Annotated in this window: 13 protein-coding genes, 1 rRNA gene and 1 pseudogene; 12 read left to right on the top strand and 3 right to left on the bottom strand. The window is 73.2% G+C overall.

The features are described 5' to 3' along the window. The first annotated feature begins 170 nt into the window (after nt 1–170). The 3 genes and pseudogenes from rrf (at nt 171) to ABZY57_RS29100 (ending at nt 2,714) form a co-directional block, all read left to right on the top strand. A 5S ribosomal RNA gene (rrf, locus tag ABZY57_RS29110) occupies nt 171–287 on the top strand. A gap of 180 nt (nt 288–467) precedes the next feature. Continuing rightward, nucleotides 468–1,097 (top strand): annotated as a pseudogene (locus ABZY57_RS29105) (hypothetical protein); the annotation flags it as partial. 714 nt (nt 1,098–1,811) lie between these two features. Continuing rightward, nucleotides 1,812–2,714: a hypothetical protein gene (locus ABZY57_RS29100; protein WP_356516931.1), complete on the top strand. Its 903-nt coding sequence runs from the start codon at nt 1,812–1,814 to the stop codon at nt 2,712–2,714. 64 nt (nt 2,715–2,778) lie between these two features. On the opposite strand, the gene ABZY57_RS29095 is transcribed toward ABZY57_RS29100, so the two are convergent. Beyond that, nucleotides 2,779–4,050: a DUF1015 domain-containing protein gene (locus ABZY57_RS29095; RefSeq protein WP_356516925.1), complete on the bottom strand. Its 1,272-nt coding sequence runs from the start codon at nt 4,048–4,050 to the stop codon at nt 2,779–2,781. A 113-nt stretch (nt 4,051–4,163) separates the two neighbouring features. Between ABZY57_RS29095 and ABZY57_RS29090 the strand changes: the two genes are divergently transcribed. From ABZY57_RS29090 to ABZY57_RS29075, 4 genes are all read left to right on the top strand, one after another. Then, complete coding sequence (locus ABZY57_RS29090; protein ID WP_356516923.1) at nt 4,164–5,240, top strand: HAD-IIA family hydrolase; 1,077 nt, start codon at nt 4,164–4,166, stop codon at nt 5,238–5,240. Between the two features lie 71 nt (nt 5,241–5,311). Further along, on the top strand, nt 5,312–6,358 hold the full coding sequence (locus tag ABZY57_RS29085) for an iron chelate uptake ABC transporter family permease subunit (RefSeq protein ID WP_356516921.1): 1,047 nt from the start codon (nt 5,312–5,314) through the stop codon (nt 6,356–6,358). A gap of 71 nt (nt 6,359–6,429) precedes the next feature. Further along, nucleotides 6,430–7,431: an iron chelate uptake ABC transporter family permease subunit gene (locus ABZY57_RS29080; protein ID WP_356516929.1), complete on the top strand. Its 1,002-nt coding sequence runs from the start codon at nt 6,430–6,432 to the stop codon at nt 7,429–7,431. Between the two features lie 23 nt (nt 7,432–7,454). Continuing rightward, on the top strand, nt 7,455–8,273 hold the full coding sequence (locus ABZY57_RS29075; protein WP_356516919.1) for an ABC transporter ATP-binding protein: 819 nt from the start codon (nt 7,455–7,457) through the stop codon (nt 8,271–8,273). A 155-nt stretch (nt 8,274–8,428) separates the two neighbouring features. Here ABZY57_RS29075 and ABZY57_RS29070 read toward each other — a convergent pair whose 3' ends face one another. Beyond that, nucleotides 8,429–8,776 (bottom strand): SCP2 sterol-binding domain-containing protein, encoded by a 348-nt coding sequence (locus ABZY57_RS29070; protein ID WP_274552579.1) that lies wholly within the window; start codon nt 8,774–8,776, stop codon nt 8,429–8,431. A gap of 65 nt (nt 8,777–8,841) precedes the next feature. Here ABZY57_RS29070 and ABZY57_RS29065 point away from each other — a divergent pair, with 65 nt between their 5' ends. From ABZY57_RS29065 to ABZY57_RS29045, 5 genes are all read left to right on the top strand, one after another. Continuing rightward, nucleotides 8,842–9,102: a hypothetical protein gene (locus ABZY57_RS29065; RefSeq protein WP_356516917.1), complete on the top strand. Its 261-nt coding sequence runs from the start codon at nt 8,842–8,844 to the stop codon at nt 9,100–9,102. Between the two features lie 7 nt (nt 9,103–9,109). Continuing rightward, a complete protein-coding gene (locus ABZY57_RS29060) occupies nt 9,110–9,925 on the top strand; it encodes a TlyA family RNA methyltransferase (RefSeq protein ID WP_243342072.1) in 816 nt (271 codons plus the stop codon). After that, complete coding sequence (locus tag ABZY57_RS29055) at nt 9,922–10,872, top strand: NAD kinase (protein ID WP_356516914.1); 951 nt, start codon at nt 9,922–9,924, stop codon at nt 10,870–10,872. Before ABZY57_RS29060 ends, ABZY57_RS29055 begins: the two co-directional genes overlap by 4 nt. A 164-nt stretch (nt 10,873–11,036) precedes the next feature. Continuing rightward, nucleotides 11,037–12,764, top strand: a complete 1,728-nt coding sequence (gene recN / locus ABZY57_RS29050) for a DNA repair protein RecN (protein ID WP_356516927.1) — start codon at nt 11,037–11,039, stop codon at nt 12,762–12,764. Nucleotides 12,765–12,948: 184 nt separating this feature from the next. Beyond that, nucleotides 12,949–14,031 (top strand): glycosyltransferase family 4 protein, encoded by a 1,083-nt coding sequence (locus tag ABZY57_RS29045; protein WP_356516912.1) that lies wholly within the window; start codon nt 12,949–12,951, stop codon nt 14,029–14,031. Between the two features lie 239 nt (nt 14,032–14,270). Here ABZY57_RS29045 and ABZY57_RS29040 read toward each other — a convergent pair. Continuing rightward, nucleotides 14,271–14,660 (bottom strand): helix-turn-helix domain-containing protein (locus ABZY57_RS29040; RefSeq protein WP_356516910.1); only part of this gene is annotated, 390 nt, incomplete at its 5' end.

Here is a 14,660-nt window from a genome sequence, read left to right as displayed (position 1 = left end):
CAGATGTGGAAGCCCGGTAACGGGTGGAGCTGACTGGTACTAATAGGCCGAGGGCTTGTCCTCAGTTGCTCGCGTCCACTGTGTTAGTTCTGAAGCAACGAACTGTTGCTGGTTTCTAGAGCTAGAACATAACTACAAAGTGTGCTTGTTCGCTCGAAACCGATTAGGGTTTCGGTGGTCATAGCGTTAGGGAAACGCCCGGTTACATTCCGAACCCGGAAGCTAAGCCTTTCAGCGCCGATGGTACTGCAGGGGGGACCCTGTGGGAGAGTAGGACACCGCCGAACAATTTTTCAAAGGACCCCTGGTCCAGCGTTCAACGCTGGAGCAGGGGTCTTTTTTGTTTTCCAGATCTTTACGCCGAAGCGCGGCCATGGGTTGGTTGCGCGAGAATGACTAGCGGTACCCCGAAGACAGGAGTCACACCCATGTCCAACTCTCCCGACGATCGTCCGGAGCGCGAGCCTCGGCGCAACGACGGCGGTGACAGGGGCGGCTACCGCGGGGGCCGTGACGACCGTGGCGGCGAGCGTCCGCCGTTCCGTCGCGATGACCGTGGTGGCGACCGTCCTTCCGGCGGTGGCTTCCGCCGTGACGACCGTGGTGGCCGTCCGGCCGGCGGTGGCGACCGTCCGTCGTACCCGCGTCGCGACGACCGTCCCTCCGGTGGTGGCGACCGTCCTTCCGGCGGTGGCTTCCGCCGCGATGACCGTGGTGGCCGTCCGGCCGGCGGTGGCGACCGTCCGTCCTTCCCGCGTCGCGATGACCGTGGTGGCGACCGTCCCGCTGGCGGCGGCTTCCGCCGCGATGACCGTGGTGACCGTCCCTCCGGTGGTGGCTTCCGCGGCAACGACCGCGGCGACCGCCCCTCGTACCCGCGGCGTGATGACGACCGTGGTGGGTTCCGCGGCGGCCGCGACGACCGTGGCGGCGACCGCCCGTCCTTCCCGCGTCGTGACCCCCGTGGTGGCGACCGTCCCGCCGGTGGCGGCTTCCGCCGCGACGACCGTGGTGACCGTCCCTCCGGTGGCGGCTTCCGCGGCAACGACCGCGGCGACCGTCCCTCGTACCCCCGTCGTGACGACCGCCCCTCCGGTGGCGACCGCCCGTCCTACCCCCGTCGTGATGACGACCGTGGTGGCTTCCGCGGCGGCCGCGACGACCGTGGCGGCGACCGCCCGTCCTTCCCGCGTCGTGACGACCGTGGTGGCGACCGTCCCGCTGGTGGCGGCTTCCGCCGCGACGACCGTGGTGACCGTCCCTCCGGTGGCGGCTTCCGCGGCAACGACCGCGGCGACCGTCCCTCGTACCCGCGCCGTGACGACCGCCCCTCCGGTGGCGACCGTCCGTCCTACCCCCGTCGTGATGACGACCGTGGTGGCTTCCGCGGCGGCCGCGACGACCGTGGCGGCGACCGCCCGTCGTACCCGCGCCGTGACGACCGCCCCTCCGGTGGCGACCGTCCGTCCTACCCCCGTCGTGATGACGACCGTGGTGGCTTCCGCGGTCGTGACGACCGTGGCGGCGACCGCCCGTCGTACCCGCGTCGTGACGACCGTGCCTCCGGTGGCGACCGTCCCTCGTACCCCCGTCGTGATGACGACCGTGGTGGCTACCGTGGCAACGACCGCGGCGACCGTCCCTCGTATCCGCGTCGTGACGACCGGGGTGGCGACCGTGGTGGGTTCCGCGGTCGTGACGACCGGGGTGGCGACCGTGACTTCCGTGCGGACCGGGACCCGGTCAAGCGGCTTCCGATCGACGACGATGTCACCGGTTTCGAGATTGACTCCGACGTTCGCCAGGAGCTGCTGAGCCTGCCCAAGGGGCTGGCCGAGGAAGTCTCCAAGAACCTGGTCATGGTGGCCCGGCTGATCGACGAGGACCCGGAGCAGGCGTACGCGTACTCGCGCATCGCCCTGCGTCTGGCCTCCCGCGTCGCCGCCGTGCGCGAGGCCGCCGGCTTCGCCGCGTACGCCAACCAGAAGTACGCCGAGGCCATCGCGGAGTTCCGCGCCGCCAAGCGGATGACCGGTTCGGTCGAGCTGTGGCCCGTCATGGCCGACTGCGAGCGAGGCCTCGGCCGTCCGGAGCGGGCGCTGGCCATGGCCGGCGAGCCCGAGGTGCAGAAGCTGGACAAGGCCGGACAGGTCGAGATGCGTCTCGTCGCGGCCGGAGCCCGCCGGGACATGGACCAGCTCGACGCGGCCATCGTGACCCTGCAGAGCCCGGAGCTGGCCTCCAACTCCGTGCAGCCGTGGACCGCGCGTCTGCGGTACGCCTACGCGGACGCCCTGCTGGCCGCCGGCCGTGAGGACGAGGCGCGCGACTGGTTCGCCAAGACCCTCGAGGCCGACAAGGACGGGGCCACGGACGCCTCCGACCGTCTCGCCGAGCTGGACGGTGTCGAGTTCGTCGACGCCTCCGCCGACGACGTGGACGTGGACGCGGACGTCGACGCGGACGTGGACGTCGAGGACGAGTTCGACGACGAGGACGACGACGACCCGGAGGTCGTGGCCGCCGAGCGCGCCTCCGACCAGGCCGAGTACTACGACGAGGACGACGACGAGTACGAGGGTGACCTCGACGTCGACGCCGACGTGGACGTCACCGACGAGATCGTCGTTCTCGACGAGGACGAGGACGAGGACGAGGACGACGACCGTCAGGGTGACGACCGTCGTGATGCCGGAGTCCGCGACGACGGCTGAGTGAGCTGAGAAGGGCGGTACCCCCGAGGGGGTACCGCCCTTTTTTCGTTGGTCGGGGGGTCCGTCAGTCCACGCTGCGCAGGACCAGGCCGGTGGCCGGCTTCGGGCCGAACGAGGTGGACTTGCGGGGCATCGTCACGCCCTGGCGGGCCAGTTCTCGTACGACCGACTCGCGTACGGGGTGCAGCAGGACGGCCGTGCCGCCGAGGCGCTCCGCCATCTCGACGGTGGCCTCGGTGTCGTGGATGTACGAGATCTGCTCGGGGGCGTCGGGAACGGCCCAGAGGGTGTCCAGCAGGGTCGCGTGGAGGACCGTGGCGTCCAGACGGCGCCAGGCCTCGGGGCGGTCGCTGCGGACGGTGCGCTCGATCAGGGCCGGCTCGGGGTCGGTGACCAGGTGGAAGGTGCCGTCCCCGGTGAGCAGGAAGGCGTTGCCGAGCTCCGCCGCCTCCGCCAGGGCCGCCATGGCGGTCGGCAGCGGGCCGTCTACGGTGCGGACCCGGAAGCGGCCGTCGAGGGCGGCCAGTGCGTCGGCGGGGGACAGGCGCCGGAGCAGCCGGTGGATCGCGCGGACCTGGAGCGGATAGCGGGCGGTGTCGACGAGGAGGACCAGGCCGAAGTCCCAGGGGGTGGGGGAGCCGTGCTCCTCCTGGAGGCGCAGGTACGTCGCCCAGCGGTGGTGGCCGTCGGCGATGAGGGCCTGGCGGTCGCCCAGGTCGGCGGTGATCGCCGCCAGGACGGCGGGGTCCGTGATGGCCCACAGCCGGTGCTGGAAGCCGTCCTCCGTGGTGGTGGAGAACAGCGGGGTGGAGTGGGCGGTGCGCTCGACGACCGCTGCCGCGCCCGCCGCCGGGTCGTCGCCCAGGTAGGTCAGGAGGAGCGGTTCGAGGTTGGCCGAGGTGGCGCGCATCAGGCCGGCGCGGTCGGTGACCACGTGGGGCATGACGTCCTCGTGGGGGAGGACGATCCCCTCGTCGGCCGTGGAGAGTGCGAGGGCGCCGATGACCCCGCGCTGGAGCAGCTCGCCCCGGCGCTGCTCGTAGACGTACAGCGCGGGTACCGGGTCGGCGCTGAGGATGCCCTCCGCGAGCCAGTCGCGCAGCGTGTGCGCCGCCTGCTGGTTGCGGGCGGCGGGGGTGTCGGCCTGCGGGAGGATCAGGCGGACGATGTTGTGGGGGTCGGCGGACTCCAGGTGGTTGAGTCCGTCGGGGCGTACGACCACGTCGTACGGCGGCGAGGTCACGGCGGCCAGACTGCCGACGCGCTCGGGGACATAGCGCAGGCCATGGAACGGGATCAGGCGCAGTCCATGGTCCGCGGTGCCAGATGTGGTCATTGGTGAATCGTAAGACCCGTCTCGGCATGCGGGATGATCGGGGCAGTACGGAAACCGGACAAGATCGATCTCCCCCAGCTACCGCTGGGAGGGGCCCGGAAGGAGCCACCACAATGACCCGGCAGAGCAGGACCCTTCCCGCGGGCAGTGAGCGGAGTCTGCACCAGGCGTACGACACGGCCCTGCTGGACCTCGACGGCGTGGTGTACGCGGGCGGGGAGGCTATTGCGCACGCCGTGGACTCGCTCGCCGCGGCGCGGGCCGACGGGATGCACCTGGCGTACGTGACGAACAACGCGCTGCGCACCCCGGACGCGGTCGCCGAGCACCTGAGCGAGCTGGGGATCCCGACGGAGGCCGGCGAGGTCATCACCTCCGCGCAGGCGGTGGCCCGCCTCATCGCCGGGCAGGTGGAGCCCGGGGCGAAGGTGCTGGTGATCGGTGGCGAGGGGCTGCGGGTCGCGCTGCGCGAACGCGGGCTGGTGCCGGTGGACTCCGCCGAGGAGGACGGACTCGCCGCGGTGGTCCAGGGGTACGGGGGGCCCGATCTGCCGTGGGGGCGGTTCGCGGAGGCCTCGTACGCGATCAACCGGGGCGTGCCGTGGTTCGCCTCGAACACCGATCTGACGATTCCCGGGACGCGGGGGATCGCGCCGGGCAACGGGGCTGCCGTGGAGGTCGTACGGATCGCGACGGGCGCGGAGCCTCAGGTGGCGGGCAAGCCGCTGCCCCCGATGCACCGCGAGACCGTGCTGCGGACCGGGGCGAAGCGGCCGCTCGTGGTGGGGGACCGGCTGGACACCGATATCGAGGGCGCCTTCAACGGGGACGTGGACTCGCTGCTCGTGCTGACCGGCGTGACGGACGCGGCGCAGCTGCTGCGGGCCGAGCCGAAGTACCGGCCGACGTACGTGGACCGGGACCTGCGCGGGCTGCTGACCGGGCAGCCGGAGGTGGTGGCGGCCGAAGGGGGCGGGTTCCGCTGCGGGAGCTGGACGGCGGAGGCGCTGGACGGCGTACTGGAGCTGCGGGGGGAGCCGCGGGGTGAGGAAGCCGGACCCTCCGGCGCCGGCACCGCGAACGATGCGCTCGACGGGTTGCGGGCGCTGTGCGCGGCGGCCTGGACCCAGGCGGGGGACGGCTCGTGCGGGCTGGACGCGGGCAAGGCGCTGGCCAGGCTCGGGCTGTAGGGACCGAGGTCCTGGTCGGAGGGCTGTTCGGGGGAGCCGAACGGGGTGGAGGGTAGGTTAGCCTAACCTGCGTGTTGGTCGAGAGTCCCCCCGAACCGAGCGCGGCGCCTGCCGCCGCCACCCGCGCCCGCCACGGTGCGCGAGCCGCCGGTCTGCTCGCCGCCTCCGGCGTGCTCGCGCTGATCGTGGTGGCGAGCATCGCCGTCGGCGCCAAGCAGATACCCCTCCACGAGGTCTGGCACGGCCTGTTCCACTACTCGGGGACGACCTCCGACGTCGTCGTGCGGGACCTGCGGATCCCGCGCACCCTCCTCGGCGTGCTCGTCGGCCTCGGCCTCGGACTGTCCGGCGCGGTGATGCAGGCCCTGACCCGCAACCCGCTGGCCGAACCGGGGATCCTCGGCATCAACGCCGGGGCCGCGGCCGCCGTCGTATCGGCCATCAGCTTCTTCGGGGCTTCCTCGCTGCGCGAGTTCGTGTGGTGGGCCTTCCTGGGCGCCGCCGTCGTCTCCGTGGTCGTGTACGTGCTCGGCGGCAGCCGCAGCGCCACGCCCGTGCGCCTGGCCCTCGCCGGTACGGCGGCCAGCGCGGCCCTCGTCGGGTACATCAACGCCGTGCAGCTGATGGACAGCAAGGCGCTGGACAAGCTCCGCTTCTGGACGGTGGGTTCGCTCGCCTCCGCGAACATGGAGACCGTCCGGCAAGTGGCGCCCTTCCTGCTGGTCGGCGCCGTCCTCGCGCTCAGCCTGGGCCGACCGCTCAACGCCATGGCGATGGGCGACGACACCGCCCGGGCGCTCGGTGCGCACCTGACGCGGACCCGGATCGGCGCGATGACCGCCATCACCCTGCTGTGCGGGGCCGCGACCGCCGCCTGCGGGCCGATCGTCTTCGTCGGCCTGATGGTCCCGCACCTCGTACGGTTCTTCACGGGCCCGGACATGCGCTGGGTGCTCGCGTACTCGGCGGTGCTCTCGCCCGTCCTGCTGCTCGGCGCCGACGTCATCGGCCGGGTCGTCACCCGGCCCGCCGAACTCCAGGTCGGCATCGTGACCGCGCTCATCGGCGGACCCGTCTTCATCTACCTCGTCCGGCGCAAGAGGATGGCCCAGCTGTGACAGTGACCGACGCACCCGTCAAGGCGCGCGGGGCCCGGACCGGGCCCCGGCCGGTGCGCCTGCCCGGCGGGATGTCGCTGCGCGTGGAGTGGCGCGCGCTGGGCGTGGGGGCGCTGCTCCTGGTGCTCGTCCTGGCGATGGCCGTCCTGCTCATCGGCACCGGCGACTTCGACATCGCTCCCCGGGACGTCGTACAGACGCTGCTGGGCAACGGCACGCCCGCGCACGAGTTCATCGTCAACGACCTGCGGCTGCCGCGGGTCCTGGTCGCCGTCCTGGTGGGCGCCGCCCTCGGTATGGCCGGCGCCGTCTTCCAGTCCGTCTCGCGCAACCCGCTCGGCTCGCCGGACCTCCTCGGCTTCGGCTACGGGTCGGCCGTCGGCGCGCTGCTGGTCATCGTGCTGTTCCACGGCGGCGCCGGCGAGGTGGCCGTCGGGGCCCTCGTGGGCGGGCTGGCGGCCGGAACGGCCGTGTACCTGCTCGCGTACAAGCAGGGCATCCACGGCTACCGGCTGGTCCTCGTCGGCATCGGCGCCTCCGCGATGCTGATGGCCGTCATCCAGTACCTGCTGACGAAGGCGCAGCTCGTCGAGGCCACCCGGGCGATGGTCTGGCTGACCGGCTCGCTGGCCGGCCGGGACTGGGCGCAGGTCTGGCCGCTGCTGGCGACGTGCGCGGTGCTGTTCCCGCTGGTCCTCGGCCAGAGCCGGGCCCTGCGGATGATCGAGATGGGCGACGACGCGGCGTACGCCGTCGGGGTGCGGGTGGAGCGGACCCGGCTGCTGCTGATGGGGGCGGCGATCCTGCTCACCACCGCGGCCAGCGCCGCGGCCGGGCCGATCAGTTTCGTCGCGCTGGCGGCGCCGCAGCTCGCGCGCCGGCTGACCCGCTCGCCCGGGGCGAGTCTGCTGACCGGTGCGCTGATGGGCGCCCTCCTGCTGTTGGTGTCCGACTGGGCCTCACAGCGGGCCTTCGGTGCCGACCAGTTGCCGGTGGGAGTGGTGACGGGCCTGGTCGGCGGCTGCTACCTGCTCGGGCTGCTCGTCACCGAGCGCAAGGCAGGCCGCATATGAGGGACCAGAGGGACCAGAGGGGCATGAGCAACCAGAGGAGCAGGCAAGTGCAGCGGCTGACCGCGGAGAACGTGACCCTCGGCTACGACCAGCGGGTCATCGCCGAGAACCTGTCGGTGGAGATCCCCGACCACTCCTTCACCGTGATCGTCGGCCCCAACGCCTGCGGCAAGTCCACCCTGCTGCGGGCGCTGTCGCGGATGCTGAAGCCGACGGCGGGGCGGGTGCTGCTGGACGGTCAGGCCATCGGATCGATGCCGGCGAAGAAGGTGGCCAGGACGCTGGGTCTGCTGCCGCAGTCCTCGATCGCCCCGGACGGGATCACGGTGTCGGACCTGGTCTCGCGGGGCCGCTACCCGCACCAGGGGCTGCTGCGGCAGTGGTCGGCGGACGACGAGCGGATCGTGAACGAGTCGATGGCCTCCACCGGGGTCGCCGAACTCGCGGACCGGGCGGTGGACGAGCTGTCGGGCGGGCAGCGCCAGCGGGTGTGGATCGCGATGGCTCTGGCGCAGCAGACGCCGCTGCTGCTGCTGGACGAGCCGACGACCTACCTGGACATCCAGCACCAGATCGAGGTGCTGAACCTCTGCGCGGAACTGCACGAGGAGCAGGGGCGGACGCTCGTCGCGGTGCTGCACGATCTGAACCACGCGGCGCGCTACGCGACTCACCTGATCGCGATGCGCGACGGGAAGATCGTGGCGCAGGGACCGCCGGCCGAGGTGGTCACGGCGGAGCTGGTGGAGCGGGTGTTCGGGCTGCGGTGCCAGGTCATTTCGGACCCGGAGACGGGGACGCCGCTGGTGATACCCGCGGCGCGGGTGGCTCGCGCCGGCTAGGGGCGAGTGCGGCGCCGCCGCCGAGGGCCGGCTCCCGGCCCCTCCTCGAACGCGGCGGGGCCGGAGTCGGCGGGGCCCGGTCTGCCGCGTGCGGCTCAAGGCACGGGGCTCCGCCCCGGCCCCCGCGCCTCGGACGCCGGCGAGGCCGAAGGTGGTTAGAGCAGGCTCTTGAGGCGGAGGAGATCGCGGAAGCCGGCCTCCAGGCGGATGCGGCCCGAGGCCCAGGCCTTGGGGAACTTCAGGTCGCCGGCGACCAGGGCGACGAGGTCGTCGCCGGTCATCGCGAGCCGGATCTCGGCCTTCGCGGACGGCGGGCCGGGTGCCACCGCGTCCACGCGGATCCGGCCTCCGTCGAGGCGGCCCGTGAAGGTCCGGTCCAGGTCGGTGATGTGGCAGCTCAGCGAGCGGTCGAGCGCGGTCGCACCGCGCACGTCGCCTTCGGCCCGCGCCAGGTTGTCTGAGAGTTGGTCGAGTGCCGCACGGCACTCCTCGATCGTAGCCATCGTGATCCCGACCGTACCGCAGAGCCGTGCGCGGCCGCGGGTGCCCTACGCGGTAGCGTCGGGGCATGAGCGAAGAAGTGCCCGCCGCCGCCCAGGAGCCGGACGAAGCCCCGACCGCGCCCGCCGGGCCGGTCGCGCTGGGCGTCGTCCGCACCCCCACCGGGCACGCCGCAGTGGATGCCGCCCTGGAGCGGCTGGCCGACGTGGACCACCTCCCGGCGGACGGACACGTCGAGGTGTACGAGGATGTGCACAGGGGGCTGCGCTCCGCGCTGACCGCGCTGGACGCGACCGAAGGCCCCCGTCCGCACGAAAACAGGAGCTGAACCGATCGTGGCAGGAGTGGCACGCCGCCGCCTGGACGCCGAACTGGTACGCCGCAGCATGGCCCGCTCGCGCGAGCACGCCGCGCAGCTGATCGCCGCCGGCCGGGTGACCGTGGGCGGCAACACGGCGACGAAGCCGGCCACCCAGGTCGAGACCAGCGCGGCCCTCGTCGTCCTCAAGGACGACAGCGACCCCGACTACGTCTCCCGGGGCGGCCACAAGCTGGCGGGGGCGCTCGCGGCCTTCCAGCCCCAGGGGCTGCGCGTGGAGGGCCGCCGGGCGCTCGACGCGGGCGCCTCGACCGGTGGATTCACCGACGTGCTGCTGCGCGCCGGGGTGGACCACGTGATGGCCGTCGACGTCGGGTACGGGCAGCTCGCCTGGTCCCTGCAGAGCGATGACCGGGTCACCGTGAAGGACCGCACCAACGTGCGCGAGCTGACGGTGGAGCTGATCGACGGGGTGCCCGTGGACCTGGTCGTCGGTGATCTGTCCTTCATCTCCATCGGGCTGGTGCTGCCCGCGCTCGTACGCTGCTGCGCGCCGGACGCGGATCTGGTGCTGATGGTCAAGCCGCAGTTCGAGGTCGGCAAGGACCGGCTCGGCAGCGGTGGCGTGGTGCGCAGTACGGAGCTGCGCGCCGAGGCCGTGCGTGACGTCGCGGCGCAGGCGTGGAAGCTGGGCCTGGGCGTGCTCGGGGTGACCGCGAGCCCGCTTCCGGGCCCCTCGGGCAACGTCGAGTATTTTCTGTGGCTGCGGGCGGGGGCACCGGCACTCGACCCGGCGGATGTTGACCGTGCAGTGGCGGAGGGGCCGCAGTGACTGATCTTTCGGGGGACCCGGCACAGTCGGGGAAGTCAGGGGAACCGGGGAAGCGGACCGTCTTCCTGCTCGCGCACACCGGGCGGCCCGCGGCCATCCGCAGCGCCGAGCTGGTGGTGCAGGGTCTGCTGCGCAGCGGTCTGGGCGTACGGGTGCTGCGGCACGAGGCGGTGGACCTGCCGCTGCCGCCCGAGGTGGAGCTGGTGGCGGAGTCCGAGTGCACCCCGGAGGTGCTCGACGGGTGCGAGCTGCTGATCGTGCTGGGGGGCGACGGGACGCTGCTGCGCGGAGCGGAGTTCGCACGCGGCTCGGGAGTGCCGATGCTCGGCGTCAACCTGGGCCGGGTGGGCTTCCTCGCGGAGGCGGAGCGGGACGACCTGGACAAGGTCGTGGCCCGGGTCGTGACGCGGGACTACGAGGTCGAGGAGCGGATGACCCTCGATGTGATCGTGCGCACCAACGGGGACGTGGTGCACCGGGACTGGGCGCTGAACGAGGCGGCCGTCCAGAAGGTGTCCCCGGAGCGGATGCTGGAGGTGGTCCTGGAGATCGACGGGCGCCCGGTGTCCGGCTTCGGCTGCGACGGGATCGTCTGCGCGACGCCGACGGGCTCGACGGCGTACGCCTTCTCGGCCGGCGGACCGGTGGTCTGGCCGGAGGTGGAGGCGCTGCTGATGGTGCCGATCAGCGCGCACGCGCTGTTCGCGAAGCCGTTGGTGACCTCGCCGGACTCGGTCCTGGCCGTGGAGGTGCAGACCGGGACTCCGCACGGGGTGCTGTGGTGCGACGGGCGGCGGACGGTGGAGCTGCCGTCCGGGGCCCGTGTGGAGGTCCGGCGGGGGGCGGTGCCGGTGCGGCTCGCCCGGCTGCACCACGCGTCGTTCACGGACCGGCTCGTCGCGAAGTTCGCGCTGCCCGTGTCGGGATGGCGCGGGGCCCCGCACTAGTCCCGTAGGGGGGCGGGCGCGGGCGCAGTACCGGCGCCGCAAGGGTTCTGGCGGGTTCTGTGCACCGCGCGTACGTAAATAGCATGATTGTTCGAATCGGTTCGGGCGGGTGACGTCACATGGCACCCATGAAACCTCGGTATCGTCGTCCCGTGCTTGAGGAGATGCGGATACGGTCGCTCGGGGTCATCGACGACGCTGTGGTCGAGCTGTCACCCGGTTTCACCGCGGTGACCGGCGAGACCGGCGCGGGCAAGACCATGGTCGTCACCAGCCTCGGGCTGTTGCTCGGCGGACGCGCCGACCCCGCCCTGGTGCGGATCGGGGCCAAGGCGGCGGTCGTCGAAGGGCGCATCGTCATGCGCCCGGACGCTCCCGCGGCGCTGCGCGCCGAGGAGGCCGGCGCCGAGCTCGACGACGGTGCACTGCTGATCAGCCGGACCGTTTCCGCCGAGGGCCGCTCGCGCGCCCACGTCGGCGGCCGCTCCGTGCCCGTCGGGCTGCTCGCCGAACTCGCCGACGACCTCGTCGCCGTCCACGGCCAGACCGACCAGCAGGGACTGCTCCGGCCCGCCCGGCAGCGCCAGGCCCTCGACCGGTACGCGGGCGACGCCGTCGCCGTCCCGCTGGAGAAGTACGCCGCAGCCCACCGCAGGCTGCGCGCCGTCGCGGGAGAGCTGGAGGAGATCACCACCCGGGCCCGGGAGCGCGCCCAGGAGGCCGATCTGCTGCGCTTCGGGCTCGACGAGATCGCCGCCGTGGAACCGCTCTCGGGTGAGGACACCGAGCTGGCGGCGGAGGCGGAGCGCCTCGGGCACGCCGAATCCCTGTCCTCGGCCGCCCAGGTCGCGCACGCGGCCCTCGCCGGCAACGTCGAGGACCCGGAGGGCGTCGACGCGGGCGCGCTCGTCGCCGGGGCGCACCGCGCACTGGAATCCGTACGTTCCCACGACCCGGCGCTCGGCGCGCTCGCCGAACGGATCGGGGAACTGGGCATCCTGCTCGGGGACGTGGCCGGGGAACTCGCCGGGTACGCGGACGATCTGGACGCCGATCCGCTGCGGCTGGCGGCCGTGGAGGAGCGGCGGGCGGCGCTGACCCAGCTGATCCGGAAGTACGGATCCGCCGATAACGGCGTGGACTCCGTCCTGGAGTGGGCCGAACGGGGTTCGGTACGGCTGCTGGAGCTGGACGGCGACGACGAGCGCATCGACGAGCTGACCGCCGAGCGCGACGGCCTGCGGCTCGAACTCTCCGCACTGGCCCAGGCGCTGACCGACGCGCGGGGCGAAGCGGCGACCCGCTTCGCGTCCGCCGTCACCGAGGAGCTGGCCTCCCTGGCGATGCCGCACGCGCGGGTCACCATCGACGTCCGGCAGACCGAGGACCCCGACGGGGTCGAGGTCGGCGGCCGGCTCGTCGCGTACGGGCCCTCGGGCGTCGACGAGGTCGAACTGCTGCTGGCCCCGCACCCCGGTGCCCAGCCGCGGCCGATCGCCAAGGGCGCCTCGGGCGGTGAACTGTCCCGGGTGATGCTCGCCGTCGAGGTCGTCTTCGCGGGCTCCGACCCGGTGCCCACGTACCTCTTCGACGAGGTCGACGCGGGCGTCGGCGGCAAGGCGGCCGTGGAGGTCGGACGGCGGCTCGCGAAGCTGGCCAAGTCGGCTCAGGTCGTCGTCGTCACGCACCTGCCGCAGGTGGCCGCCTTCGCGGACCGGCAACTGCTGGTCGAGAAGACCAACGACGGGTCCGTGACCCGCAGTGGCGTCACCGTCCTGGAGGGCGAGGCCCGGATCCGCGAGCTGTCGCGGATGCTGGCCGGCCACGAGGACTCGGCGTCGGCGCGGGCGCACGCGGAGGAGCTGCTCGCGGCTGCCCGGGATCCGGAGTAGGGATTTTCATTGTCATGAAGGTCATCGGGCTGACGCACGGCTAGCCCGTGTGGGTGAGGATCGGGGGGCCCGGGCGGTAACTCCCACGGGATCCGCACCCGTATGGTCCCGGAACGCGCGTGCGGACTGGCATTCTGGGCGACGTCCTTGCCTTCCTCCCTCCCTCACCCTGGAGCTTCGGCCCGTGAGCAGCTCCCCGGTCCCGGTCCCCGTCCTTCGCACCGTCCAAGTACTCGGCGGCCCGAGCGGCGGTGCGCACGTGCGGTCGCTGGCCACCGGGCTCGCCGCACGCGGCGTACGGGTCACCGTGTGCGCGCCCGTGGAGGCCGAGGGGGAGTACGACTTCACCGGCGCCGGCGCCCGGTTCACCCCCGACGCGGTGAGCGCGCTGCGGGCCGCCTGCGTGGAGGCCGACGTGGTGCACGCGCACGGCGTACGGGCCGGCATGCGCGCGGCGCTGGCCCTGCGCGGGCGGCGGGTCCCGCTGGTCGTGAGCTGGCACGGCGGCGGCCCCGGCAGCGGCCGCCTGGGCCTGCTGCTGGAACGGCACGTCGCGCGGGCCGCGGCGATCGTCCTCGGCGCCTCCTCGGCGCAGGTGGACCTGGCCCGGTTGCGGGGGGCGCGGGACGCGCGGCTGGCTGCGGTGGCGGTGCCTTCGGGGGCCTCCGGGCCGTCCGGTGCCCCGGACGCTCCGGACCCGGGGAAGGTGCGGGCGGAACTCGGCGCGGTCGAGCGGCCGTTGCTGATCGCGGTCGGGAGTCTGGTGCCGCGGCGCGGGTACTCCGTACTGCTGGACGCGGCGCGTGAGTGGCGGACGCTGGACCCGATGCCGCTGCTGGTGATCGCGGGCGAGGGTCCCATGCGGGCGGAGCTCGCGCGGCGCATCGAGGCGGAGCGGCTGCCGGTACGGCTGCTCGGGCGGCGCCGGGACGCCGCGCGGTTGCTGGCGGCGGCCGATGTCGCGGTGCTGCCGAGCCGGTGGGAGGCGCGGTCGCCGCTCGCGCAGGAGGCTCTGCGGATGGGCGTGCCGCTGGTGGCGACGGCGGTGGGCGGTGTGCCGGAGCTCGTGGGTTCGGCGGGCGTGCTGGTGCCTTACGGAGAGGCGGGGGCGCTGGCCGGTGCCGTGGCCGGGCTGTTGGCCGATCCCGCGCGGCGGGGGGCGCTGGCGGAGGCCGGGCGGGCCCAGGCGCTGACGTGGCCGTCGGAGGACGACACGGTGGCTCAGGTCCTGTCGGTGTACGACGAACTGACCTCGCGCCGACGCTAGCCCGCTCGGGCGGGGGCGGGGCTTGCCGCCCTGTGCTGCAGCGGGCGCGACGCGACCCGGCTGCGGGTGCGGATGCGGGTGCGCCGCTGCGCGGGGCGAAGTCCCCCACCCGCCCTTCGCCGTTCCCCGGGCACTGCCCGGGCCCGCCAAGACCCTGGGGCCGTTCCGGACCCCGCGCGTCAAACGCCGGCGGGGCCGGATTCCGGCCGGCCTGGTCCTGCACGTGCGGGGCCGGCGCGTCAGGAAGGAACGGTGTGGCGGCGGGCGCGGAGGGCCAGGCTCAGGGAGAGGACCGTTTCCGGGTCGTCCAGGTCCGCGCCCAGGAGCTCCGAGATGCGGGCCAGGCGGTTGTAGAGGGTCTGGCGGTTGAGGTGGAGCTCGCGCGCGGTCTCCGCCTTGCGGCCCGCGTGGGCCAGGTACGTCTCCAGGGTGGGCAGGAGCGGCGGGCGGGACTGGGTGTCATGGACGCGCAGGGCGCCGATCGCGCGGTCCACGAAGGCCGCCAGGTCGGGGTGTTCGCGAAGGCGCCACAGGAGCAGGTCGATGTCGAGGCGACGGGCGTCGTACCAGGGCCGGGCCGGCAGCCCGGCCGCGGCGGTGGCCGTCTCGGCCGCGTGGCGCAGGCCCGC

Origin of the sequence: Streptomyces sp. NPDC006450, from assembly GCF_040612195.1 — a bacterium.
Taxonomy (GTDB): domain Bacteria; phylum Actinomycetota; class Actinomycetes; order Streptomycetales; family Streptomycetaceae; genus Streptomyces.
Note: the sequence above shows the minus strand (reverse complement) of the source record. Positions and strands in the feature narration are given on the sequence as shown.